This window comes from Caryophanon tenue (genome assembly GCF_001700315.1).
Lineage (GTDB): Bacteria > Bacillota > Bacilli > Bacillales_A > Planococcaceae > Caryophanon > Caryophanon tenue.
On sequence record NZ_MASJ01000005.1, the window covers coordinates 15367 to 41546 of the forward strand.

General features: G+C 37.8%; 26 protein-coding genes. 11 read left to right on the forward strand and 15 right to left on the reverse strand.

Annotated elements, in window-relative coordinates; genetic code table 11:
- Positions 1-201 precede the first annotated feature (201 nt).
- Both A6M13_RS06115 and pabB read left to right on the forward strand, forming a co-directional pair.
- Positions 202-780 (forward strand): anthranilate synthase component II, encoded by a 579-nt coding sequence (locus A6M13_RS06115; protein ID WP_066543890.1) that lies wholly within the window; start codon positions 202-204, stop codon positions 778-780.
- The gene (gene pabB, locus A6M13_RS06120; protein WP_066543891.1) at positions 777-2504 is read left to right on the forward strand and encodes an aminodeoxychorismate synthase component I; all 1728 of its coding nucleotides are present in this window, start codon (positions 777-779) and stop codon (positions 2502-2504) included. Before A6M13_RS06115 ends, pabB begins: the two co-directional genes overlap by 4 nt.
- A 46-nt stretch (positions 2505-2550) precedes the next feature.
- Here the strand turns inward: pabB and A6M13_RS06125 are convergent, their stop codons facing one another.
- A complete protein-coding gene (locus A6M13_RS06125) occupies positions 2551-3213 on the reverse strand; it encodes a DNA alkylation repair protein (protein ID WP_066543893.1) in 663 nt (220 codons plus the stop codon).
- 225 nt (positions 3214-3438) lie between these two features.
- On the reverse strand, positions 3439-3873 hold the full coding sequence (locus A6M13_RS06130; protein ID WP_066543895.1) for a hypothetical protein: 435 nt from the start codon (positions 3871-3873) through the stop codon (positions 3439-3441).
- A 451-nt stretch (positions 3874-4324) separates the two neighbouring features.
- On the opposite strand from A6M13_RS06130, the gene A6M13_RS06135 reads away from it, so the two are divergent.
- Complete coding sequence (locus tag A6M13_RS06135; RefSeq protein ID WP_066543896.1) at positions 4325-6400, forward strand: EAL domain-containing protein; 2076 nt, start codon at positions 4325-4327, stop codon at positions 6398-6400.
- Positions 6401-6636: 236 nt separating this feature from the next.
- Here the strand turns inward: A6M13_RS06135 and A6M13_RS06140 are convergent, their stop codons facing one another.
- Together A6M13_RS06140 and phaQ are read right to left on the reverse strand one after the other, a co-directional pair.
- Positions 6637-7128 (reverse strand): hypothetical protein, encoded by a 492-nt coding sequence (locus tag A6M13_RS06140; protein WP_066543898.1) that lies wholly within the window; start codon positions 7126-7128, stop codon positions 6637-6639.
- Between the two features lie 54 nt (positions 7129-7182).
- Positions 7183-7578 (reverse strand): poly-beta-hydroxybutyrate-responsive repressor, encoded by a 396-nt coding sequence (gene phaQ / locus A6M13_RS06145; protein ID WP_066543902.1) that lies wholly within the window; start codon positions 7576-7578, stop codon positions 7183-7185.
- A 176-nt stretch (positions 7579-7754) separates the two neighbouring features.
- Here phaQ and A6M13_RS06150 point away from each other — a divergent pair, with 176 nt between their 5' ends.
- From A6M13_RS06150 to A6M13_RS06165, 4 genes are all read left to right on the forward strand, one after another.
- Positions 7755-8264 (forward strand): polyhydroxyalkanoate biosynthesis repressor PhaR, encoded by a 510-nt coding sequence (locus A6M13_RS06150; RefSeq protein ID WP_066543903.1) that lies wholly within the window; start codon positions 7755-7757, stop codon positions 8262-8264.
- A 24-nt stretch (positions 8265-8288) separates the two neighbouring features.
- Positions 8289-9062: a 3-oxoacyl-ACP reductase family protein gene (locus A6M13_RS06155; protein ID WP_066543904.1), complete on the forward strand. Its 774-nt coding sequence runs from the start codon at positions 8289-8291 to the stop codon at positions 9060-9062.
- A 45-nt stretch (positions 9063-9107) separates the two neighbouring features.
- Complete coding sequence (phaC, locus tag A6M13_RS06160) at positions 9108-10214, forward strand: class III poly(R)-hydroxyalkanoic acid synthase subunit PhaC (protein ID WP_245669245.1); 1107 nt, start codon at positions 9108-9110, stop codon at positions 10212-10214.
- Positions 10215-10340: 126 nt separating this feature from the next.
- Entirely contained in the window at positions 10341-10727 is a 387-nt protein-coding gene (locus tag A6M13_RS06165; RefSeq protein ID WP_066543905.1) for a hypothetical protein, read from the forward strand.
- Position 10728: 1 nt separating this feature from the next.
- Here the strand turns inward: A6M13_RS06165 and A6M13_RS06170 are convergent, their stop codons facing one another.
- The 3 genes from A6M13_RS06170 to A6M13_RS06180 all read right to left on the reverse strand — a co-directional run bounded on the left by A6M13_RS06170 (position 10729) and on the right by A6M13_RS06180 (position 15834).
- Positions 10729-12789: a sensor domain-containing diguanylate cyclase gene (locus A6M13_RS06170; RefSeq protein WP_066543907.1), complete on the reverse strand. Its 2061-nt coding sequence runs from the start codon at positions 12787-12789 to the stop codon at positions 10729-10731.
- A 158-nt stretch (positions 12790-12947) separates the two neighbouring features.
- Entirely contained in the window at positions 12948-14018 is a 1071-nt protein-coding gene (locus A6M13_RS06175) for a metallophosphoesterase (RefSeq protein ID WP_066543909.1), read from the reverse strand.
- Between the two features lie 85 nt (positions 14019-14103).
- Positions 14104-15834 (reverse strand): helix-turn-helix domain-containing protein, encoded by a 1731-nt coding sequence (locus tag A6M13_RS06180; RefSeq protein ID WP_066543911.1) that lies wholly within the window; start codon positions 15832-15834, stop codon positions 14104-14106.
- 774 nt (positions 15835-16608) lie between these two features.
- Here A6M13_RS06180 and A6M13_RS06185 point away from each other — a divergent pair.
- Positions 16609-18021 carry a primase C-terminal domain-containing protein gene (locus A6M13_RS06185; protein WP_066543913.1) on the forward strand — a complete coding sequence of 471 codons (1413 nt, stop codon included), beginning with the start codon at positions 16609-16611 and terminating at the stop codon, positions 18019-18021.
- A gap of 63 nt (positions 18022-18084) precedes the next feature.
- Here A6M13_RS06185 and A6M13_RS06190 read toward each other — a convergent pair whose 3' ends face one another.
- On the reverse strand, positions 18085-18960 hold the full coding sequence (locus A6M13_RS06190) for a DMT family transporter (protein WP_066543915.1): 876 nt from the start codon (positions 18958-18960) through the stop codon (positions 18085-18087).
- 110 nt (positions 18961-19070) lie between these two features.
- On the opposite strand from A6M13_RS06190, the gene A6M13_RS06195 reads away from it, so the two are divergent.
- Positions 19071-19928, forward strand: a complete 858-nt coding sequence (locus A6M13_RS06195) for a LysR family transcriptional regulator (RefSeq protein ID WP_066543917.1) — start codon at positions 19071-19073, stop codon at positions 19926-19928.
- 17 nt (positions 19929-19945) lie between these two features.
- Here the strand turns inward: A6M13_RS06195 and A6M13_RS06200 are convergent, their stop codons facing one another.
- The gene (locus A6M13_RS06200) at positions 19946-20758 is read right to left on the reverse strand and encodes an amidase (RefSeq protein ID WP_141680907.1); all 813 of its coding nucleotides are present in this window, start codon (positions 20756-20758) and stop codon (positions 19946-19948) included.
- A 167-nt stretch (positions 20759-20925) separates the two neighbouring features.
- Between A6M13_RS06200 and A6M13_RS06205 the strand changes: the two genes are divergently transcribed.
- Positions 20926-21759 carry a polysaccharide deacetylase family protein gene (locus A6M13_RS06205; protein ID WP_169817417.1) on the forward strand — a complete coding sequence of 278 codons (834 nt, stop codon included), beginning with the start codon at positions 20926-20928 and terminating at the stop codon, positions 21757-21759.
- 34 nt (positions 21760-21793) lie between these two features.
- Here the strand turns inward: A6M13_RS06205 and A6M13_RS06210 are convergent, their stop codons facing one another.
- The 5 genes from A6M13_RS06210 to amaP form a co-directional block, all read right to left on the reverse strand.
- Positions 21794-22117, reverse strand: a complete 324-nt coding sequence (locus A6M13_RS06210; RefSeq protein WP_066543923.1) for a hypothetical protein — start codon at positions 22115-22117, stop codon at positions 21794-21796.
- 11 nt (positions 22118-22128) lie between these two features.
- On the reverse strand, positions 22129-23235 hold the full coding sequence (locus A6M13_RS06215; protein WP_066543924.1) for a ParA family protein: 1107 nt from the start codon (positions 23233-23235) through the stop codon (positions 22129-22131).
- Between the two features lie 439 nt (positions 23236-23674).
- On the reverse strand, positions 23675-24130 hold the full coding sequence (locus A6M13_RS06220; protein ID WP_066543925.1) for an Asp23/Gls24 family envelope stress response protein: 456 nt from the start codon (positions 24128-24130) through the stop codon (positions 23675-23677).
- A gap of 18 nt (positions 24131-24148) precedes the next feature.
- Complete coding sequence (locus A6M13_RS06225; protein WP_066543928.1) at positions 24149-24364, reverse strand: hypothetical protein; 216 nt, start codon at positions 24362-24364, stop codon at positions 24149-24151.
- Positions 24365-24376: 12 nt separating this feature from the next.
- Positions 24377-24913, reverse strand: a complete 537-nt coding sequence (gene amaP / locus A6M13_RS06230; RefSeq protein ID WP_066543930.1) for an alkaline shock response membrane anchor protein AmaP — start codon at positions 24911-24913, stop codon at positions 24377-24379.
- Between the two features lie 205 nt (positions 24914-25118).
- Here amaP and A6M13_RS06235 point away from each other — a divergent pair, with 205 nt between their 5' ends.
- On the forward strand, positions 25119-25634 hold the full coding sequence (locus A6M13_RS06235; protein WP_066543931.1) for a YfiT family bacillithiol transferase: 516 nt from the start codon (positions 25119-25121) through the stop codon (positions 25632-25634).
- A gap of 134 nt (positions 25635-25768) precedes the next feature.
- Here A6M13_RS06235 and A6M13_RS06240 read toward each other — a convergent pair.
- Positions 25769-26180 (reverse strand): transposase (locus A6M13_RS06240; RefSeq protein WP_141680909.1); only part of this gene is annotated, 412 nt, incomplete at its 5' end.

Genomic DNA, 26180 nt, shown 5'->3' on the forward strand with positions numbered 1-26180 from the left:
AATTTATCCCCTTACACTTTTTATGCAGACGCTAGCTTTTTGGTCGTCATCAAGTAATGAAAGAAATACACATTTACACCATAAATCTATTAAAACATTTAACAATTAATCCATTAAACAATAAATACATTTATATATTATTTGAAATACGTTTATGAAAACGCTACAATCATGCATATACAACCATTTGGGGGACATCTTATGATTTTACTAATTGATAACTATGATTCTTTTACTTTTAATATCGTCCAATATTTGCGCCAATTGCAATTTGATGTGCACGTTGCTCGCAATGATGAACTAACAATTGAGGACATTCGGCATTTACAACCAGAAGCCATTGTTTTATCGCCAGGACCAGGTACACCTGATGATGCTGGCATTTCATTGGAAGTTGTTCAAGCATTGCATACAGAAATTCCGATTTTAGGGATTTGCCTCGGCCAGCAAATTATCGCACAGGCATTCGGTGCAACGGTTAAAAAAGCAAGTCGTCCAATGCACGGAAAAGTGTCACATATTACACATAATGAAACGGGCATGTTCGCAGCGATTCCGTCCCCTACACCCGTAGCACGTTACCATTCATTAATTGTGACAGATTTACCACCTTCGTTAGTGGCAACCGCTTATTCTGAAGAAGGTGAAATTCAAGCGATTCAGCACACAACAAGTAAGATGGCTGCCGTACAATTTCACCCAGAATCCATTTTGACAACACACGGTTTACAAATGCTTGAAAACTTTTTCAACACTTATTGCAGCGGAGGACAACAATGACAGTTACATTAACATTTGATTTTGCAACAGCAGACAACATCATTCAACCAAAAACATTTACAAACCCTTTACATATAATAGAAGTAACTGCATTAAACAATGTCCCAAGTGCGCTACGAAAAGTGCTTGATTGGACGAAAAAAGGCTACTATGCAGCTGGCTATATGAGCTATGAAGCTGGTGCAGCATTCGATGCAGCAATGCCAGCTCGTTCTGACGTCACGATGCCATATATGTGGTTCGGCATTTTCGAAGAGCCCGTCGCGACAACGACAACCACACAGCAGCCGTTTTCATTATCCGCTATGCAGCCAACAATATCAGAGCAAGACTATGCTAAACATATTGAAGCCATTCACAATGAAATTTACGAAGGCAATACATACCAAACAAACTATACTCTGCGTTTAAAAGGCACATTCTCAGGCTGTGCGGCGTCTCTTTATACACAGTTAAAAGAAGCACAGCAGGCAAATTACTGTGCTTATCTTGAAACGGGTACACATACGATTTTATCTGCCTCACCTGAATTGTTTTTCCAATTACACAATGATGTCATCACAACACGTCCAATGAAAGGCACTATTGCACGTGGCTTGACAGTTGAAGATGACAAAGCTCGCGCAGATTGGTTATATCATTCAGAAAAAAATCGCGCAGAAAATGTTATGATTGTTGACCTATTACGTAATGATGTAGGCAAAATTGCCAAAACGAGTTCTGTATCCGTTGATGAACTGTTTACGATTGAGCCGTATCCAACCGTGCACCAAATGACATCGACCGTACGTGCCATGTTAGCGGATGATACAGATTTATACGATGTATTTGCTGCGCTATTTCCTTGTGGCTCAATTACTGGTGCACCAAAAGTCAAAACGATGCACGTCATTAACGAACTTGAAGCAACGCCACGCGATGTATATTGCGGAGCGATTGGCTATATTACGCCTCAACAACAAGCAATTTTTAATGTAGCGATTCGCACATTAGTAATACAAGATGGTACAGCAACATACGGGGTCGGTGGTGGTATCACGTGGGACTCAACTGCAACAAGCGAATTTGAAGAGGTCATTGCCAAAGCGCAAGTCCTAAAAGTAGCTGCGCCATCATTTGAACTCCTTGAAACATTCCGTCTGCATAACGGCATTTACTTTTTATATGACGAACATATACAGCGAATGGCTAATTCTGCGGATTATTTCAACATCTCATTTCCGATTGAAAAGATTCATCACGCACTGCAACAGGTGCAGCAGGAGCATCCGCTTCATACGTGGCGCGTTCGTTTAGTCGTAGCCAAAAATGGCGATGTAACAACTGAACGCTTTGCAATACAAGATGAAGAAGCACCGATGCACATTAAATTAGCCGATACACCGATACAAAAAACGGAACGCTTTTTGTATCATAAAACGACGTACCGCACAATGTATACAGCCTTCCAACAACGTTTCCCTACATTCGATGATGTACTACTTTGGAATGAACAAGGGGAACTAACTGAATGTACAAATGGCAATATTGTGTTAGAAATAGATGGTTTCTATTATACACCGCCAATTGCTTGCGGCTTACTCGGTGGCACATTCCGAAAAGCTTTACTCGCAAATGGTGAGATTCATGAACGCCTCTTAACAAAAGAAGACCTTGCTCAAGCATCAAGCATTTGGTTTATTAATAGCGTACGCAAATGGCGTCAAGTAACGCTTCATCTCTAATAAAAATATTCAAATCCTTCAGTAGTGAACGCTGCTGAAGGATTTTTCATCGCGAACGCTTCAACTTTTTAATATGTGCTTTTACATCGTTCGTGACTTGCGTTGATTCACAAATTTTTTGTAGCGCTTTATTGTAATTTTTCGTTGGCATCGTTGTCGTCTGTAAAAACGGCATCACCATATGTGGCTTCTTTATGTAAGCAATCGACGTTGCCCACGCGACCGCCATGTGCACATAATAATGCGTTGATGTACTTTGTTCTAATTGTTGTAGCACATCTTCTATATACAGCTCGTCGATAAAATAGTGTAAATACATCACATATACAAATCGCTCCACATATGGCTCGTCAAACGACAATGTTTGTAGCCACTGCCAATACACAGCTTTGTATGTCTTTGTCTCTTTTAAACTGCTGCACAAACTATCAACAATTGCCCAATTGTCCATAAATGGAAAGAATGCTTCTAACAACTGCAAGCGCTTCTCAAGTACAACCGGTGCACTGGCAATGATAAATGCATGTACAAATAAGTCTTCATATACATTAGGCTTTTTTTGCAACACCCGTTCCCATACTTGTTGTTGAATGGCTTCTTTTGCGATCGCACGTAAATGTGGCATCTTAACGCCGACAATTGGCCATTTCGTTGTCGGCACAAGTTTCTCTATAAACTGACGATGCTGATCATTGCGGTTATATTCCATTATATATCCCTCCATAAATGTATTAATTGATAAAAACATATATTTATTTTATACCCTAAAAATATATGTAACCGTCCTATTTAAAAATTAAACAGACTGAAAAAAGCATATAACGCTAATGAACTAATCACAACAAGAGCTTGAGACAAAAAGAAATATCCTTCAGCAACGACAACTGCTGAAGGATATTTTTGTGCTTTTCCACACTCTTTTATATGATGCCGTCTATTGTAATGCGTTAAATACATCGACAATTTCTTGTGCATTTGATGTAATACGATACGCGGTTGTATTTTCCGGGTCAACCACTGCTTGTGCATCTAAATCAATAAATAAACGGTGACGAGTATTCCAATTTAACGTTATGGAATAGTCGTAGTCTTCTGGAAAGGCATCCATTTTTTCAAATGTTGCACCCTCAAATAATCTTAAAATTTCTTGTTGCTGTGCTTCTGTTAATGCAACATATTGGTACACAGCTTTTCCTGTTGACCAATCCATACGATCTACCGCTGCTTTTTTATGCTCCACATCAAAATCTACTTGTGTAAATAACGGTGCTTGTGGTTGCTCTTGTTGCTGTTGCAGAAAAATATATACTAAGCCTCCACCAACGAGCAAAATAAAGATACTCGCGGCTGCTAGCATTTTTGCTTTCATGTCTTACCCCTCCAACTACTTGTTACAGATGTCTGTAGTACCATCATACAAACGGTAACGTCTTACAACAAATATTTCCACGCTTTTTCATGAAAATTTTTTGTACGTTCTTCACAAATTGGACGTATTCATTTTTCCAATATATAAAAGACGATTCTTCTACTTTCCACACTATGTATTGGTATTATTTCAGGATTATGTACCTATTATTTATTTATTAGAAAAATAAAATAGTCTCTATTTCATAAAACATCCACCAAATTAAAAAATCAAGCGCGATTATTCAATACGTAGCGGTTGCAATTAGCATATTAGTCACATAAAATAAAACTATTAAACAACTTATGACCTATACCATAAATTTGAATTTAATTTACAGCGTCGTTAACACAATAAAGGTACAGTCCATATATAATCATTGACGAATTTTTTTAAAATAGGAGGATTTTTTATGTATGCAAAATCACAGCGGAATATTTCAACACCCTTGACCAGTTCATCCATCAATGATTTAAGCAATATCAAAATGGCATTAGATGAATCATCTATCGTAGCCATCACAAATAAAGCCGGTATGATTACATATGTGAACGATAAATTTTGCAGCATCTCTCAATATAACGAAGATGAGCTCATTGGAAAAACGCATCGGATTATCAACTCTGGTTTTCACCCCAAAAGCTTCTTTAAAAATATGTGGGATACGATTCTTTCTAAACAAGTATGGCAAGGTGAAGTGAAAAACCGTGCTAAAGACGGCTCAGAATATTGGACGCATACAACGATTGTTCCCTTTTTAAACGCTGATCAAGAAATCAATCAATTTATTTCCATTCGTCAAGACATTACCGCTCGTGTAAAAGCCGAAGAAGAGTTAGCAGCTGCGTTACATAATGATTTTCAACATGTTGTTCGTCATATGGAACAATGTGTATTCAAATTAAAAAAAGAAAATGGCACCATTATTTTCACCTTATCGGAAGGCAAGCTTGCTGAGAAACTATCCATTACAACTGCAACGGTAGTCAATCAATCTGTAGAATCCATCTTCCCACGTGAAGTATTTTTACAAATTGCACCAGCTATCCATCATGTCTTTAATGGTACTTCTCATAATATCGAATTTGCCTATGAACAACATCAATTGGCACTCAGTTTGTCAGCTATTAGGCAAGACGGCGAAGTAACAGAAGTAATTGGTGCATTGCGCGATATTACAGAACAACACGAATATGAACGTCAAATTTTCCATATGGCTCATTACGATGCTTTAACCGACTTACCGAACCGCATCTTATTTACACAAAAAATTAATGAGGCGATTACACGCGCTGAGAAGCAACAAAGCCCCTTTGGTATTTTATTTATTGACTTAAGTAATTTCAAACAAATCAATGATTCTTATGGTCATACAACGGGCGATACATTTTTACAATTAGTCGCAAATAAACTGCGTCAAAATATTCGTAAACGAGATTTTTTAGCGCGCTTTGGTGGCGATCAATTTTTAATTTTAGTTGAAGATATTGATGAATCTTCTCTTGAAACAATTGCACAACGTCTTATTGCGATGATGGAAGGCGCATTTGTGATTGGTCATTTAGAACTTCATACATCGTTAAGTATCGGTGTAAGCATGTATCCTAAAGACGGTGTAACATCGACGATTCTTTTACAACATGCTGATAATGCCATGCATGCGGCAAAAGCATGCGGACCAAACCGTTCTCAACTGTTCACCGCTGAACTTCACGCTCAATTACAACGCAAATTTATGCTAGAAACATCACTCATTGATGCCATCAAGCGCGAACAATTAATGGTTTATTATCAGCCCAAATTATGTGCACTTACGAAAAAAGTGATTGGTGCTGAGGCGTTAATTCGTTGGCAGCACCCGACAGAAGGGCTTATTTCACCTGGAGAGTTTATACCCATTGCCGAAAAGAATGGGCTAATTATTCCAATCGGGGAATGGATTTTAGAAGAGGCGATTCGCCAAGCGAAACTTTGGTCGATTAAAGAGCATCCGATTATTGTCTCTGTAAATGTCTCAATTTTGCAAATGACGCATACTAATTTTGTCGATTGTGTACGCCAGCTATTGAAGCAGCATAAATTGCCACCACACTTATTAAATTTAGAAATAACCGAAAGTATGACGACCGATATTACATTTATGAGCAATGTGCTACATGCGCTTAAATCATTAGGTGTAAGCATTAGCATTGATGATTTCGGTACAGGCTATTCGTCATTACGTTATTTAAGCCAATTGCCGATTGATACCCTTAAAATTGACCAATCGTTTATTCGTGATTTGAATATTGATAACCAGTCGATTATTAAAACCATTATTCAACTCGCTTATTCAATGGGACTTTCCGTTGTTGCAGAAGGCGTTGAAACGGCTGAACAAGAGCTATTTTTAATTGAAAACGACTGCCATGAACTACAAGGTTATCACTATAGTAAACCGATGCCACTCGAACATTTTGAAACGATACTTTTACAACATTTTAACTAAAAGAACCCCTATTTCTGATGAAAATACGTGTATTGAGATGATGTTCGTCCCGACACAAGCGGCGACTTTAGCCGAAAAGCACGGTTTTGTTGCGACGAGGTACCACAGGAGCATGAGGTTTTAAGCGGAACGATGTGGAATAGCACCAAAAGCACCAAAATATCCTTCAGCAGTTGTTGTTGCTGAAGGATATTTCTTTTTGTCTCAATTACTTTTTTATACCCAAGTCGAAAAAATTATTTGAAGCCTGCTTGTGATAAAAGCTGCTTTTGGCTTTCTTTTAATTGCTCGGCTAATTCTTCAATCTTCGTCAACACTTCCGTGCGCTTTTCTTGTTGCTGTGAAAATGCTGTTTTCACTGTTTCTTCCCACTGCTTTTGTGTTTCTGTTAATGTACTTACTAATACTTCATTTGGCTTCCATGTAAATTGCTGTGCTTGCGTTGTAATTTGTTCCATTGCTTCAAACCATTTTACAAGTGGCTCTTGTTGTGGCAATTGCGCTGTGCTCACTTTTACAGTTTGTTGTAATTGTTCTGTAAATTGTTTCGATTGCGCTTCTACTGCTGAAAACGCTGCAACAGATTTCTCCACTAATTGTTGTTGCACATTGAATGCTTCTAATGTTTTCTTCTCTGCTTCTGCTTGTACTTGCTGTAACGTTTTAAAGTTTGTTAACCAACTATCCCATAACACGTCGACACTTTTTGCTACAAATTCATTTGTCATAATATTGCCTCCTAAGTCGTTGTAAACTATATGAACAATACGCCTCAAGCGTAGTTATTCCTCGTCTTGTTTATCTCGTTGATTTGTCGTTGGTGTGTAAAATGGATTGTAAAGCTGGAAGAAATTATTGAGCAATTGTTGATATTGATTTAATGAATTTGCCCATATATCTAAATATTCTTGTCCAGCATCTGTAATCGTATAAATACGCTTGGCGGGGCCACCTGCTGATGTATCCCACTGCGATGTCACTAAATTATCTTTTTCGAGCTGACGTAACAGACGATAAAAATTCCCATGGTCAATTGATTCCACGCCAAAAGAAGTTAGTTTTTCCATCAATTCATAGCCGTGTACATTCAAATCACGTAAATGCAACAACATAATGGGAATTAAAAAATTTTTGGGCGTGTTCATATTTGGTTGTTTTTTTGCGTCATTTGATGTCATGTCGCCACCTACTTTCAAAATGCTTATATATGTAATTTACACCTATGTTTTCTGAACGTCAAGTATTATACTAAAAATATTTTTCAAAATATTAACAACAAATTTATTGAAAAAAACAAAAATTGGTTTTATAGTTGTGATGTATTCAAAATTATTTGACAAAGGGGCGAAGAGATTTGACAAACAATACATCATTCGATGCATTCTCTCTGTGGAAAAGTATGTACGACCAAACAGAAAACACATGGCGCGACGTAATTGAAAAAACGTTAGAGCAACCTTCTTTCGCAGAAGGACTAGGACAAGTACAAAGCCAGTACCTACAAATGCAAGGTTTTGTCAATGGTTTAACAGAAAACTACTTAAAGCAAATGAATATGCCTACACGTGACGAAATCGCACAAGTCGCTTCTTTAGTAATCAATGTTGATACAAAAGTAGATGACTTAACAGATGAATTAGAGGCACAACTCGACGGTCCACTAGAAGCACAACGTAAAGAAATTGATGCGCTGAAGAAATCTGTTACAAAACTCGACAAAAAATTAGACACCATTATTACATTACTTAATACATCTATCGCAAATCAAGCTGGGCCCGTCCCATCTACTTCAACACCCTCACCAAAGACTGAGCTACCAAAAACAGACGTAAAAAAAGCAACGCCATCTACAGATACTAAATAACCATATACAAAGGGGATATGCCTTATGACAAATCAATTATTTGAAGAAACACAATTAGTAAAACCATTAACTGGAAAAGTTGCTATCGTAACAGGTGCTTCACGTGGTATTGGCGCTGTTATCGCAAAAGAATTAGCTGCACAAGGTGCACAAATTGTCGCAGCACATAAAGCTGATTCAGCAACAATCCAAAATGTTGTAACAGCTATCCGTGAAGAAGGTGGTTTAATCGAGCCAATCCCATGTGATATCGCTGTGTTAGAAGATGCTGAACGATTCGTGGCACAAACAATTGAAAAATTCGGCAAAGTTGATATTTTAGTGAACAATGCCGGTGTTACAAAAGACCGTTCATTCCGTAAATTAACACGTGAAGACTGGGATACAGTGATTGATATTAACTTAACTGGTGCTTACAACATGACAAAACAAGTAATTGAGCCAATGATTGCTCAAAACTATGGCCGTATTATTAATATTAGCTCAATCGTTGGTCAAGCTGGTGCATTTGGACAAACAAACTACTCTGCATCAAAAGCAGGCTTAATTGGATTTACAAAGTCGTTAGCGCTTGAAACTGCAAGCAAGGGCATTACAGTAAACGCTATTTGCCCAGGTTATATTGAAACAGAAATGGTTGCAGCCATGCCAGACGATGTAAAAGAAGGTATCGTTTCAAAAGTGCCAATTCGTCGTCTCGGCCAACCAGAAGAAATTGCACAAGCTGTATCATACTTAATTTCTGCGAGCTTCGTGACAGGCCAACAATTAAACGTTAATGGTGGTTTATACATGTAAACTGAGCAAACGCTCGGTCATAATTCATTACTGGAGGGATAAACGTTGACAACATTCAATACAGATATGCTTGGCGAATGGTTTGATACATTAAATAATGTTTCAACTTACAATTGGCAAAGTGAAGATTTGAAAAAAGCAAAACGTTTCCAAGAAGTGTTAACTACAGATGCTGATCCAATTGTTGGTCAAACACCAAAGGAAGTTGTGTGGACAAAAAACAAAGCGAAACTATATCGTTATCAACCACATAAACCAAAAACAAATAGTGTACCTATTTTAATGATTTATGCGCTAATTAATAAGCCCTATATTTTAGATTTATATCCTGGCAATAGCTTAATTGAACATTTAACAAATGCAGGACATGATGTGTACTTACTTGATTGGGGCACTGCAGGCTATGAAGACCGACATATGAAGTTGGAAGATTACATTGTCGATTATATGCCACGTGCAGCCAAAAAAGTGTTGAAACGTTCCGGTGCAAAAGAGTTAACAATGTTCGGCTACTGCATGGGTGGTACGATGACAACGATTTTCACAGCACTTTATGGAAAAACATTACCAATCCGTAATTTAGTGTTAATGACATCTCCAACTGACTTTGCCGACGCAGGTATGTATACAAACTGGTTAAATAAAGATACATTCCAGTTAGATAAGCTAGTCGATGTGTTAGGCAATATTCCGTTTGAAATGATTGATTACGGCAATAAATTATTAAGCCCGATTTCCAATTCATTAGGCTCTTATGTAAGCTTAGCAGACCGTATCGACAACGATAATGCTGTGCTTACGTGGAAGCTGATGCAAAAATGGCTAAATGATGGTGTCCCATTCCCAGGTGAATCTTACCGTCAATGGATTCGCGATTTCTATCAAGAAAACAAGCTTGTAAACGGCACACTTGAAATTCGTGGACAAAAAGTTTTATTATCAGATATTACAGCGAACTTGTTAAACATTTGTGCAATGCGTGATAACATTGTACAACCAGAACAAATCGCTGCATTAAACCGCAATGTATCCAGCAAAGTAAATGTCCTGCATGAAGTACAAACAGGGCATGTTTCAGTAACGACAGGCCGCCGCGCTGTCACTGAAATTCATCCATATATTGAAGGCTGGATTCGCACACAATCTAAATAATGATGTAAAGCAGCTATCACTTCCCTGATAGCTGCTTTATTAATGTTTATATTTATTAATACATTAATGTTTTTATGTTTATATGTGTAAAAATTAGGCTACATACAAATAAAAGGAGGTGGTAGCATGAAGCGTCTGGTGCTTTTTTGTAGCTGTCTGCTATTGCTTACAGCTTGTACACCGGCAACTGAGGAGGTCGATATTTCAAGAGTCGACTTTAAAAAGCACGATTTATTTTATATGTTGGACACACCTAGCGATTTTGAAGCTATTTATGCACAGTTTAATTGGCAAGATGGTGAAAGTTATGCAGTTACGGAAGATGTTTTATTACGTATTCATTTTCCACAAGCAGATGTAGACAGGATTAACGAGGTCCAAATTTGGTATGTAGCAAACGGCAAAGCCTATGCCTATAATGCGACCACAAAAAAGTCTAGTAATTTATCTAAATCAGCAACAACCGATTTAAAAAAATTACTAGACTGTGAACAATGCCAACATGCACCTTAATTTATATATGATACTGATCTGATGAAGCGGACGACTTTGTCCGCTTTTTATATTGTATACACCATCTAGCTAGTTCATCCGATGTTAATGGCTTCGTAAAGTAAAAACCTTGAATAATCAGTTCTTTAGCGATGCTTTGTAAATACGCAAGCTGCTGTGCGTCTTCTACGCCTTCAATAACAATTTGAAGGTGGAGCGACTGCGCAAGTGAAATAATCGATTGCAAAATTGAATTATCTGTTGCTGAATATGGAATATGTTGAACAAATGAGCGATCTACTTTTAATGTTGTAAACTTCAAATCTTTTAAATATGCTAATGAGGAAGCACCAATCCCAAAATCATCAATCGCAATATGAAAACCGTGTGCACGTAAATCATCAATGGCAAGTTTTGCTTCTTCAATTGAGCTAACAAAACTTGTCTCAGTAATTTCTAATTCAATTTGCTCCGGGATTAATTGATACTGTTCCACACATTGTAATAGCTGTGCTTTTAAAATGGGTGATGCCAAATACGGACCTGGTATATTAATAGCTACTCGCTGCGGCATGTGTTCCATATGTCCCCAACTTGCTAGTTCTTTACAAACTTTTTGAATGATCCAATTCGTCACTTCATTCATACGATTATTCGCTTCTAAAATCGGTAAAAATACAGCCGGTGATAAAAAACCTAACTCTTTATGATTCCAACGTATAAGTGCTTCAACTGAATGAATTTCTTCTCGATCAAGATCCACTTTCGGCTGGTAAACTACAAATAGCTCATTATTGTTCATCGCTTGACTCACTTGTTGTAACAATTGTTCTCTAAAGCTTTTTGCGTGATACCCTTCTTTATATTGTGTGATAGCAAATTTAAACTCGGTTGTCGGGTGTTGTTCGGTCGTTAATGTATTCATGTATATTTCTTGAATCGTTGCTAAGTCCGTGGCAATATCGATACAAATCCCCGCATTCCCCGCGAAGCCATGCTCTTCTATTGTCAAAATAGATTTTATGCGGGCTAGTTTTTTGTCAAAATAAGAGAGGCTATCATTTACCGCTTGTGCATCTTTCATAATAAACACAAATGAAAAATCACGTACTCGGTATAACTCGGTAAACATCGGTCGGCCATGTTGTAATTCACTGACAATCATACGAATCATTTCATCTTCTTCAATAAAGCTAAACTCATGATGCACAGTCTGAATATCACATAAAGTTAATAAGGCGACACTTTTTACATACTCATCATTTTGGAGACGTGTCGTAAACGCATAACGATTCGGCAATTGTGTTAAGGAGTCTAGCGTTTTCATTCGCCGCCCTGCATAGCCATCAATAATGCGACTGCCAATAAAAATAACTGTAAATAAGACGATACACACAAACAAGCCTAAACTAATTTCATTCATCGTGGTCGCTTGTTGCATTTGAGATACAAGCACCGAACGCTCTAGATAAAAGTCCATCGACCAAATCCCCAAATAATGAATGACTGCGGTTGCAAACGCAAATAAGATAGCGGCCATTAATTCATGGACATATACATACGTTGACGTCTGTTTAAACATCCTTACAATCGCTTGGTAACAAATGATAATGGCGAGTACAATAGATACAAAAATAACCGTAAAATCATACGTGATTTTCATATGATGATAATGCATGGCTGACATGCCGATATAGTGCATCGTGACAATCCCCAGTACCATTAACATACTAGATAGTAAGACTGCGCCTTTCGTACGTCGATGCTGGGAAGCGATATAAAACACAATATAGGAAGTGATGATCGGCGGTATAATCGACATCATAGTTGTTAACATATTAATGTCCATTTTATGGCGAATTTCTACAGACATCATACCGATATAATGCATCGACCAAATACCTAAACTCATTATAATTGCGCCCATCATATGCCAAGCCTTTTCATGTAAAAAACCCGTTTGTCCTTTGCGATTTGTTAAATGGATGGCTGCATAAGAGGCCAAACAACATACGATAACAGCAAGCAAAATCATCGGAACGTTAAATTGTGGTTCAATCATTACATATTTCTCACTGTCCATATATGATAGTAGCCTCCTTGCTCTTAAAGTATCCTCTCTATCTATTTAATCATAAAATGATTCTAAATGATGTAAGAAATGCAGGAAATTCTAATTATTCAATCAATTAAATAGACATTAACTCATAAATGTATTAATTTATTTATGAGTTAATGTGTTTATTGTTTTGTGTTTATATCAACTATCCAAAGTTCGGATTGACTACCAATACGCATTGGGGGACCCCAGAAGCCGTAGCCACTTGAAACAAGAACATGCATATCTTCTTTTTGCTCATGACCATAATCAACTTCAAATATAGCATTGGTAATGTACTCATTCGGCCAAAGCTGTCCTTTATGTGTATGTCCTGACATATGAACATCTACACCTAATTGTGCAGGCGTCTCTAAATCATTGGGCGTGTGATTTAGGACAAACCATGGTAGTGTGTCTTGTGGCTTTAAACTTTCTAATGTTGCACGCTCTGTATTCGTAATATCTTCTTGTCCTGTGATATAAAAAGCATCCGCAATTTTCACAGTTTCGTCTACTAGCATATGCACATTCGCACGTTCCATTTCGGCAACAAGTTCATCGATTTTACCACCATAGTACTCATGATTCCCCAGGACAGCATAAACGCCATGTGTTGCTTCTAACTGCGCTAATGTTTCTGCCATACCTTCTTCGACAAACCATCGCGGGTCGTCATCAACTAAATCACCTACAAGAAAGACGATATCTGCATTTGCTTCATTCGTTAATTGCACGAAATTACGTAAATGGTCATGATTGGATAACACGCCTAAATGGAAATCCGATGCCACAACGACACGAAGCGGCTCTATTTCTTTATCTAGTTCAATTGTTGTTTCACGTACAGTTGGCATATAGGCCATATATGTCCCGACAATAAACAACAGCATAATCGTGCCAATTGCTGTGCCACCAATCCATTTCAAAAATCTTTTTTTCGTTACCACATACACTAGCTGGCCAATAACACTGGCAAAGAAACCGTACTCAAAGAAAAACATCCAGTAATTCCCCAAAATTTTAAATGGCTGCAACGTTTCATGTAACATACCAAATACTGGACTAAAGCTCCAAAGGAAAAGAAAAGCCCAATACAACTTTTTGCCTTTCTTTAAGCCAAATGCTTGCAAAACAGCAAGTAAGTTTCTTCCTATGTAATAGGTAAGCCCTCCGTAGAGGATAACTGCGAGCATTCCAATAATAATTGTCATACGTTCTCCTCAAAAAACATAAATTAATTAATGTATTAATTGTTTAATTTATTTATCTAATTTGTTTCACGTGAAACAAATTAGATTACGTGTATCGCTGTAACCATTGCAACATTTTTTGATCATTATCTTTGTTTTGTCGTTTAATTTTGCGATTTAAATAACGTGATAGCGTCGTATGAGACATCCCCATTTCTTCGGCTGCTTTACGGATTGAATAATTAAGCGTATCAATTTTTTCACGTAAAATTTCAGGTGTTAATGGCGTATCAATTACGACAGCAAGCGTTTTTTCTTTTTGTGTCTCGACTGGCTGTTCTTCTAATACGAGCGCTGTTTGCTGAAATGCCGTTGGTGGTTCACTAAAATCTGTGTCTTCATAGTCACTTATTTCTAATAAATCTGTCGTTAATGTCGATGTATGTGGCAGTGTAATGCGACGACGATTTTCTTGAATAACAGCAGATGGTGGCGCAATGGTGATACTAAGTTGCGTCCAATAATTTTGAATCCACCCTTTCTTGCCAACGCGATTTTCATCGAGTGGTTCAGAATAAGCCCATGACTGAATGACTTCATCTCGCTGTAAATCATCTAACACTTCTTCAAAACGGTCTCGTATTTGCACACCATTTAAGCGCGCTGGAAAATCCATTTCATGGAGAAGCGTCGCAATTTTAAACGGCTGATAAATTGTCCCTTTGATTGTTCGAATCTTCCACTGACGACTTAAATAACGTGTTAAACGTTTATGTTCCCGCTGCGACACATAGCTATATTTAAACACCTTTAAGTCTAATACACCTAATGAAGACTTTGTACCATCTAAATACGGCTGTAACAGCGACGAGGGGCGGATTTGAAGTGCATAAATGCCTCTTGGTGTATTTGAACGCTTATCAAATGCCATACGCACACTACCGACTTCAAACATCCGTTTAAAGTCTTGGAAATTGTAAAGCTTTGAGTCGATCGATTGCGCACTTAAAATTTTCACACGCTCCGATCCATTGTTTAACGACACCCACACACTTGTAAGCGCGGCAACACGGCGCATAATATTAAAACGCTCTCGCTCCTTAAATTTCACTTTTTCAGGTGTTTCCCCTTTTTCATAATGGCGTAATAATAACGCGTCATCGCTATGAAATTCAATAAAACCTTCCTCATCCCGTTTTCCTGTCATCCATAAGTAGGAAACTAAATCAAAAATATCCGCTGTTAATTCATCGAGCGAACTTAGCGTCGTTGCGACTAAATCCATACTGAGCGGATCTTCATCTGGTTTTGCTGTTAACGGAATAGGACGTAACTCAGCAAAACCATGTAACTGCCCTTGATTATCAATTAATTCTGTACCCAAATAACCTGTATCCTTTTCTTCAAACCCATTTTTCTTTGTCACCATATCGCGCATTAAATGAAATGTCGTACTTGAATTTGCATAAATGTAGTCGCGGTCATGTACTGGAACACTAAAATCTACAGCTTCTTGTAGACCCATGTACGGTTGCATTTCTTGAATGATTGTGTCTGCAAAGTTTTCCACTGCAGAACGAATTAACTTTTTCGTTTTAAATTTAAAACTAATTAAATCGTCAATAATCAATGTAAATAACGCACGAAATGACTCGCTCACAAGTGGTGCAAGCTGCAAATCTACTTCTTCTTGCCTTGTTGTCATATATGCATCTTGTTGCCACATTGTTAATAATAATGGGTCATCGCTAAAGAGATGCTTAGCTTCTTCAAAAACAGCAATTTTTGTTTGCTCAAATGTCAAACGCACCGTATCGGAGAGTTCTAGGTAATTCATGAAATGCACCACCTTTTTTATTTATATTTTATTATAACAAAATGCACCAACACATATCATCTTTTGATTGAAATGCACCATTTCTCTAAAGAACAGGCAAATGTGAATACTATTTCACAAAACGACACTCATTTCTCACTACAAGTGGTGCACATTGAAACAACGAGACAAAGCCGTGCACTATTTTGTTCATTATGCACCAGCAAATGCACCAAGCAAAAAAAAGTGACAGTCGAGCATTTTTCAAACGTAGTGAATAAAATGTGGAAAAACGAAAAATTTCGTCGATTTTGGGACAAACCCGTGTACTATGATTTTCCCAAGCCGTGTACTATTTCGCTTATTATGCACCATTCGGGACAAACCCGTGTAGTAAGAAATGTTGATTTAATCGCATTTTAATGAAAAATGGTGCATTTTGATGTTGTCAAATTAGTGGTGCATTTCAAACCCGTGTACTATTTTTTTTTTGAAAAATGATTTTTTGGGACAAACCCGTGTACTATTTTTCGTCTAATATTTTTGATAAACATTGATATATCAATACTTTGCGCGATTTTATTCACTTGCTAAAAATGGTGCATTTAGTGGTGCACAATAAAAAAAGTGGGACAAACCCGCCATAGAATAATTTTTTGAAGAAATTTTCAAACCGTTGGGGCTGTAAGGCGCAATCGGCTTTTTTTTTTGGTGCATTTTCCTCTAAGAGAGGTCCCTTTTTGACAAAGCCAATTGTATATAATGGTGAATGATTAAAAAGGAGGTGTTGTTTCTATGCTTACAGAACGTTTATCATTACTATTTCACGAAGAAGATGCACCGAAAATGCACCAAGCGAAACAAAAGGGTGTTGTATTTGCTGTACATAATAAACATGACTTTACAGCAAGTGGTGCAAAAGGACATATACTACACAGCTTTGACACACTATGTGCAAATGCACCAAGCTATTCGCACTTTACACCAAATGTCTATCGTGTTGGTGCATTTCACGCTGCAACCTCAACCATTAGTGGGTTCACTGAAAAAAACCTGCACCATATTAATGCATTTGTGGTCGATATTGATACAAAAGAATTTACGCCTCAACAATTGCTGTTAACATGTATCGATGAATCTGTTGGTGCACCTACGTGGATTATTGAAACAACACGTGGCTATCAGCTTTACTTTGTATTAGCCGCTCCTTTATATATGGCAAAAGACAATCATGCATATACGTTACGTATTGCAAAACGCATTGCTTATAATTTAAAACGCAGCCTTCATAGCATCAAAGCAGATCTCTATTGTAACGATTTTGGCTTTTTCCGTATGCCATTGAACGTCGTTTGGGAACAACATAGCTTTACATATACCGTGGCACAACTCATTGATTGGTCAAGCCGTTTTGATGATAATGCACATCTTTGTCTTAAAACACCTACAGCTCATCGTAAACAGCTCTATATACATGCACCATGGTTTAAAGCTTTATTACAAGCTACACATATTAAAGGTGACAAAGGACAGCTAGGACGCAATAATACACTCTTCACACTCGCTCTAGCATGTTTTCATGATGGCTTTACACAAGAAGCTACACAAAACGTATTACAATCTGTTAACGCACGTTTACATGCGCCACTGCGTCACAAAGAATTAACAACAATTTTACAATCCGCTCACTCTGGCCGTTACACAGGACCATCAAAAGCATACGTCGAAGAACTAATTGCGTTATATGCACCAGAACAGCACGTACACATGCATACACATTGGTATAAACATAAAAAAGAACGCACAGAGCGAACACGTAGTCACTTTAATGAATGGGAACAAGATATTATCACATATATCACGGCGCAAAAAGACCCATCTGCACCGTTTCTTTGGCATACACAAAAACAAATGTGCCAAGCTCTTAATATCCCACAAAGTACATTAAACGCTTTACTTAAAACATCTAGCCAATTAATTACAACTATAATTGGGAAAGGTCGTGGTGCACAAACTGGCTGGACAACCGTTGCATTATATAAACAATTTTTATTCGAGCAAGCATTACAAAAAGCTACACAAAAAGGACAATACTACACGCAACTGCACTATGTATTACACTATTATGCACCACTCACTCAAAATAAAGGATATGAAGCTTTATACAATGAGCTAACACAACCTTATTATTACTCCAATGTGCCTTAACATAATATATATGGGCTGCTGGTATATAAAAAAAGCTATACCTATTTAGGCATAGCTAGGTCATTATATTTTAGCAAGGGCATATTCTTTCTTCCTCGGGGTATGGTTGGCGACTACCACTCCTAGGAAAATGAACAGTGCACCTAGTATTTCTTGTTGGCTCATGGATTCATGTAAAAATATATAAGCTAAAATTGCTGCAAATATTGGTTCTAGTGCAAAAATAAAGCCTGTATGTTCAGCTGTTGTATATTGTTGTGCCCAAGATTGCATGACCACGGCAAATGCTGAACAGATGAGTGCTAACATGATGACTGCCATATAACCTTGTGATGTTTGTGGCAAAGCAGGTGTCTCGAATAATGGGGTACAAATAGTGGCAAATAGTCCGCCAAAACCAAGTTGTAAAACACCCAGCTGTATACCGTCATTTTTTTGTGCAAATCGATTGTTTAGTACGATATGTAGTGCATATAAAAATGCTGTGAATAAACATAAAATCATACCGATTTCAAATGAAATTGAATCGTGTATTGAAAAGAGAGCAATACCTGTAATGACAATAACTGTGCCTATTTTTACTTGGCGTGTTGGTGCTTGTTTTGTCAGAATAATCATAAGCATAGGAACCATTACAACAGTTGTCGCAATTAAAAAGCCAGCAGTTGATGCAGTTGTAACGATTAGTGCGTAACCAAATACAGAGGATACACAGCATAAGATAATACCTAAAATGATGCTTGCTTGTATCGTTTCTTTTATTACATGTCGCATACGTTTATAAAAAATCGCATACATGACAAGAAAAGCAATTAAAAAGCGATAGGCAACTAAGTTGATGGGTTGTAACTCAGCAAGTCCATATTTTGTGAATAAATAGGACGAACCCCAACCGATTGTAACGAATACGAGTAAAATATTCGCTTGAAATTGACTCATGATGAACCCTCCAAATAAAAAACTGCTCTTATCATAGCAAAAAATGTTATAGTAGAAAAACGAATATTTATGATATGTATATTAGAAATACTTATGGAAGGGATTTTAAGATGAATAGTTATTTTGCACTTTTGGCGGTGCTTGAATATGGAAGTTTTACAAAAGCTGCGGAGAAGATGGGATATACGCAATCAGCGATGAGCCAGTTAATTAAAACATTAGAAAAAGAGCTTGAAACAACGCTGATTATTCGTTCACGTACAGGCGTTATGCTTACACCTGATGGTGAAGCATTTTTACCGTATATTAAACAAATTTGTCAAGCGATAGGTGAATTAGAGGAAAAGAAAAAAAGCATGCAAGGCTTGGAGCGAAGTATGATACGTATTGGTGCTTTTTCGAGTATTGCCTATTCGTATTTACCGATTTGGATTCAACAATTCAAACAACATTATCCTGCTGTACAGTTTGACTTAAAAATTGGAGATTACAGTGACATTGCTGAGATGATCGCTACTGGTGTTGTAGATTTTGGTTTTGTTACACCTGAAACCGGACATACATTTGAGCTATTTGAGCTTGTAGAAGACGATTTAGTGGCATGTTTATCCAAAGAGCATCCATTAGCGCAACAATCGTCTGTTACGCTAGCAGAGCTTGCTTGTGAGCCGTTTATTTTAATGCAGGAAGGAACGATTAATGAAACACTCAGTTTATTTGAAAAACATCAGCTTGTGCCAAATATTCAATATGTTGTCGAAGGTGATTTTCCAGTCATTTCGATGGTGGCACAAAATTTGGGGGTGTCGATCATGCCGTCCTTAATGTTTCATCATTTTGATAAAGGGGTAATTCATCGACCATTACATCCACCAAAGCGTCGTAAAATTAGCGTTGCTTATAAGGATAAAGAGATTTTACCGATTGCAAGTCGTATGTTTTTACAGTTTTTAGCGAAGCAACATTAATACATTAATGTTTTTGTTTATTTATTAATTAATGTTTTCCAGGTAGGGTAATGGTGAACCGCAATGCCAGCAAATGCTTTTTCATTGTGTAATAGACGCTGTAGTTTTTGTATTTGCTGCGAGAACTCAGCTGCGCTCATCATAGAAAAGCTAACAGACGATCCTTCGTCTGATGGCATCGTTTCTACAGCAATTGTAATCGGTTTATTATAAAATGCACCAAGGCGTAATTCCTGTTGTGTAATGTTGACAATGGCATCGGCTGTATTGCGGTATGCCATAATAGTAATCGCGTCCATTTCTTGAATAAGCCATTCTGCTAAAATGCCTTCACCAAAGCTTGTCGCATAACATACTTCGTCAAACCAGAAGGGGATGTCTGCTTCAAGTGGGAGGTGTAAGCGGGTAGCATGTTCTTTTAACAGTGTCATTGTTTGTTGGAAATCTTCAATAACGCTCGCTTGACGTGTGTGCCAATGTGGGTGTAAATAAGGTTCAATATCTACATGAAGACCATCGAAGGCTGTTTTTGTGTACATCGTATTAAAATCTGCTACATACTGAATGTATTGTAAAACGTCCGAACGCTTTTCACGATCCCCCCAAGTAGGTGCTCCGTCGAGCGCTAAAACGTCTATATGATGTTCATGTGCGTGTTTAATAAATTGTGCATAATGTGTCGGTGGAATATTAGGGTCAATTTGCACATAAATTTTTTGCGCTTTTTGTGTATGCAAAAACGTGATAATTTCGTCAGACTGCTGCAGTGTTGATGCATCCCAAAGCCATGTGGAAAATGTCGTGTTCGGTAGTTGAAACGTTGTGTACATAATAACCCCTCCTAAAATAATGCGAATTAGCCCGTTAAAAAACATAAAGCCCTCCCTTAATATGATATAGCATATATATACTATATAATAAACAGATGAAGAACGAGGAGGAAATACCTTTACGTATAACCCAAGAAACCCCGTATGAACTGAATGTTGCGCTTGCTGTGGGAGAGCGCTACGCACCGAGCACTACGTATACATTGACGATGGTCTTTACAACAGCTGACGCGTTACATGTCAATATAGAGTTTTTACCACGTGTTCCAGCCGTAACAAAAGAGCAATATAATGGCCAAGCGCTTGTCACATTTTCGTATGATGACGGGTATATGAACTGGTATTCAAAGGCACTACCATATCATTCAAAATATGCAATGCCGGGGACATTTAATATTAACGGTTCGCGTATTTATGGCGACGACCCGCATTTTATGAAGGCAAGTCATGTATGGGTGGCTGATTCACTAGGGATAGAAATTGGTGCGCATACGCAAGACCATAAAGCGCTCACAACGCTTACGGACGAAGACATTATTTATCAAGTTGCGACAAATATTGCTGTGCTAGAAGACCTTGGTATTCCTGTGCATACACTAGCTGCGTCGTATTCAGATTATGACGAAAGGGTATATAGCATTGTATCAGACTATTTCGAAGGTGTACGTGTGTATGACGGCGTAACAAATCAAGCACATAATTATGACCGCTATTGGTTAAAAGCGAAGGCAGTTAAAAATTATACGACTGTTGAAGACATTCAAGGTTGGATTGATGAAGCGATTCAAGAGCGTTCGTGGCTTATTATTATGTTACACAATGTTGTAGATGACCCGATTGAAGGCTGTGCGAACGGAGCAGATGAGTGTGATGAATTGTATGATACATCGCCACAAGTATTGGAAGGTGTAATGCAGTATATTAATGCACAAGGGAAAGATACACTTTTACCAGTAAATACGTACGAAGGCATTCAATTAGTAGAAGCATGGGAACAGTAATATAAAAAAGGAAGCGGGGTGTCCGCTTCCTTTTTTATATTGTTTTTTTATACGCTTGTAGCTGCTGCACTAGTTCTTCTTCATCAAGTTCACGTAACTTTTCAACAGCAAAGTCTACAACTTCTAATAACTTGAGGCCGTGCTGTGCACCTACTGTTTTAAAGAAATGGTGAGCTTCTGCTGAAATAAGTGAGTTTTTGCGTTCTTTTTTTTCTTTTGGTAACTGTTCAATCGGCTCATCAAATAATGCTAAACCACGCGCTTTTGGCTGTGAAAAGGCAGTTTGATGTGGATTTTCACCTTGTACACTAATTTTGTCTTCTAAGGCATTTGTTTGTAATAAATTTTTTCGAGCCATTGTTATCCTCCTTACACATTTACGCTATTTACAAGCGATTTTAAGTCCTGTTCGGTTTGCAGCCAGTCAATAATTCGGTGAATGACTACACGACGCTTTTGAGTAGGTGTATCACGGAACAAATCGCGAAGAGCTGTTGCGAGTTGCGTAGATGTAAAATCACGTTCTTCCACAATCTCATCTCGGTAAAATTGCGCGGCATCTAAGGCTTCTGCTAATGTGTCATATTCTTGTTGATTCAAATCATCTGCTGCTTGTTCGAGCAATTGCTGAATACGTAATTTTGGTTCTGTTTCCGCGAGCTGCCCAACACGCATTAAAATTTCATGTGCCAGTGAATCATACATGGCAAATATTTTTTTATCATGTTGGTCAAATTTATTTGGATTTGGTGGAATTAAATCATACCGTTTTACACGTTCACGCTCGTATACACGCGAATATAAAATTGCATCGCCATATGTTTCAATAGCCGCTGAAATGACCGTGTAATCAATATTGCTTTTTTTATTTTCTAAGTACATTAAAATACCAAGTAGTTTTGCGCCTTCATAACCATATTTGGAGTTGCGTGCACTCGTAGCTGTTTTATCAGACTCTTTTAAGAAGCCAGCCATTTGGCGATACGATTTCGCCTGCGTCATCATGACTCCAATATAGTAATCACTCGCTACAATAGCATTAATATTTTGAATGTTAGATGTAGGCGGCACGTCAAATAAAATAAAATCATAGTCATGCTCGATCTGTTGCACAACTAAATCTAAATATAAACCAGCTTCGAACTTCCCAAATACGCCTTTTTCAAATAGTAATAAATCTAGCCCAGACAATTCTTCACCAGAAGGAATGATATGTAAATTGTCATCAAGTGGTAAAACAGAGGCCGCTGCATGTTTGGGTGACTTAATGGCATCGAATATAGAGGGGTGATTTGTTAGGTCAGTTTGAACGCCAAATGTCCGCATTAAAAAGTCTGTTGAATCGGCCTGTGCATCAAAGTCTACCACTAATACACGCTGGTTAAAATGCTTCGCTAATGAGATGGCCAGTAAACAAGTCGTTGTTGTTTTCCCAACGCCACCTTTACTATTGCCTAACGTAATTTTAATCGCCATAAATATACGCTCCTTTATATATGTAAATGAAACAACCGTTCTTCTTGTATAAGTATAACAAAAAATCATTCGTACATAAATGATTAAATACGTTTATGTTTAAAAACATTAATGTATTAATTGTTTTTTGTAGGCATAGATATAAAAAGAATTGGAGACAAACGTAAAAATAAGCGAAGACAAAAAGAAATATCCTTCAGCAGTTGTCGTTGCTAAAGGATATTTTTTTGCTTTAGGCAGATGTGCGGCTTAAAAGTTTATGCTCCTGCGGTACCTCATCGCTAAAAAACAGTGCTTTTCTAGCTGAAGTCGCTGCTTGTGTCGGAACGCATTAGCAAACTTTTATTAGATTTATGCACTTCGTTTTATCAGAAATAGGGTTTGTCCGCCTGTTTGCAAGTCCGGCTTGCTTTGCGAATAGAGCATGGGTTAAGTTCGTTTATTGAATTTCTTTATCGGTTGTTGTATTTCGTCTTGTTTGTTTTGATTGTAAATATTCCTTTTCAGTCATAACATCTTCAACGTGCATGTTGACCTCTACGACATGTAACCCTGTCATATGCAGTACTTGTTCTTGAATAATTTGTGTTAAACGTTTGAAAATCACTGGGGCACTTTGTTTGTACTCAATAATAACACGCGCATCGATAGCCGCTTGTTTCTCGCCAACTTCGACAGACACACCTTTTGTTAAATTATCGCTACCAAAACGATCTGTAATCGCAGATGTGAAGCCGCCTTTCATATCTAAAATACCTTTAATTTCACGTGCTGAAATTGCAGCAATTTTTTCAATCACAATATCAGAAAATGTGAGTGAATTTTCAAATTTTGGCTCTTCCGTTTCCTCTACTCCTACTTGGCGGTTATATTGTTGTTCATTATTTGTTGTCATGATTCATCGCTCCGTTTCTTATGATTTAAATTTAAATGTTCGTAACAAATCATTTAGTGATAATTGGGCATCTTTCATATAACCGATACATCCAGCAATAAGACTTAGCGCTACAATGAGCAACGCTATCCACACATTAAAAGCGGCAACGAGAATACAGAAGATGAACATACTGAGCCCACAAATAATCGCCCATTTGTACGTCATCAATAATTGGCGTATCGTGCGTTCCATTAGTCGCCCTCCTTATATGACGCGTTTTTTCATCGTTTTTTGGTCGAGCACATGAATTTTCACTTCGCGTACAGGCAACTCAGCAAAGCGTTCAGCACTTTCTTTAATATCTTGGCGTAGCGATTCTACATAGCTTTGTACATTCGTTGTTTCGGTCACAAAGACATCCACAAAAACATCCATATAAGATGACTGACGCTTTTGATACAAATTCACATTGATGGATGGTTGGCGTACATTGTCATACTTACGAATTGTATGCAGGACATTTTTTTTAATCGATTTTTTATTAATAAAAAGCTCCCCATCATCATAGCTAAAGACTAAACCGCGTGATTTGTATGATGGACGAAACGCAAAAATTAATAAGAAAAGTCCAACAGCCATGAGTAAACCGGCAGTCCAATAAAGCGCTGGTAAAAACCAACTAAAGCTTTCTAGATCACGTTGATATGCTGTAATTGCCTCATGTTCGATATACATAAATAGTAAGACACCGACGACGACTAAAATCCACAAACCTAATACAAATTGCACAACCCGCTTCAATGTTCTCACCTCCCTTTCGTAGGTATTAACAAGAGGTCTTAGTAATATAAATATCCTATTTTTTCTAGAATAAATGCTTTATATAATAAAAAAAATTTAGCGAAAGTTATGTGGATAGTAAAAGAAGAGCGTAAAATGTTTACAGCAAATTGGGAAAAGGGTACGATAAAAATGTAATCGATTTTAATGAAAAGGGGTTATAAACATGGACGTTCGTTTTCCAATTGGACCATTACAAGTTCCAGATGAGGCAAATCGTACACATATTGCACAATGGGTAGCACAAATTGAGACATATGTAACGCGCTTACGTAATACAGTAGAAGGTATTTCGGAAGCTGAATGGCAAGCTACATACCGAGAAGGAGCATGGAATGTGCGCCAGCTTGTGCATCATATTGCCGATTCACAGCTGAATATGTATCAGCGTTTGAAGTTAGCATTAACAGATGATAATCCAACTGTTCCAGCCTTTGATGAAGAACGATGGGCAGTGTTACCTGACACAGAGTTACCGGGAGAGAGCTCATTAGCAATGCTAGACGGTATTAACACACGTGTGGTAGCATTGGCAAATACATTGACGGACGAGCAATTAAAGCGTACATTTACACATGAAACAAACGGAGCCATTTCAGTAGCAACAAAGGTTGCAAAGCTATGTTGGCATGAAGAACATCATTTAGCACATATTGAAATAGCATTAAATAAACGCGCATAAAGTAGCACGTCTTAACAATCGCTCGATATAAAAAAGAGGCTGGGACATAAGTATTTCTAGTCTCGACGAAAAAGGGAGATTGCCTAGAGCAATCCCCCTTTTTCGTCGATTTTGTCTATATTTATAGCGAGCGGTCATTCATTGGCCGCTCGTAAGCGATATTTTCGTAAATTCACGGCCATCAACGCCAAGCCGATTTCATTTTTCACCTTCGGTTTTCCTCGAACAGAAAAACGTGTGAACCCTAAAATAGCCTTCAAAAATCCAAAAACTGGCTCTACGTCTATTTTACGTTGACGGTAGATGCTGGCAGCTGTTTCTGGTTCTGAAAGCTTGTGTCGTACATATTCTTTTTGCTTTTCCCATCGTGTGTTCACCAACATCTTTCGGTTTGTACCCTCTTGTGCCGTCGTACATTGTGAGCGTAAGGGGCATCCTGAACAATCTTCGCATTGATAGACCTTGAATTCACGTGTGAACTGTTCACGGTCTGTTCGTTTCGCAATTGATTGAAAGCGCATGTTCTTTCCGTTTGGACACGTATAC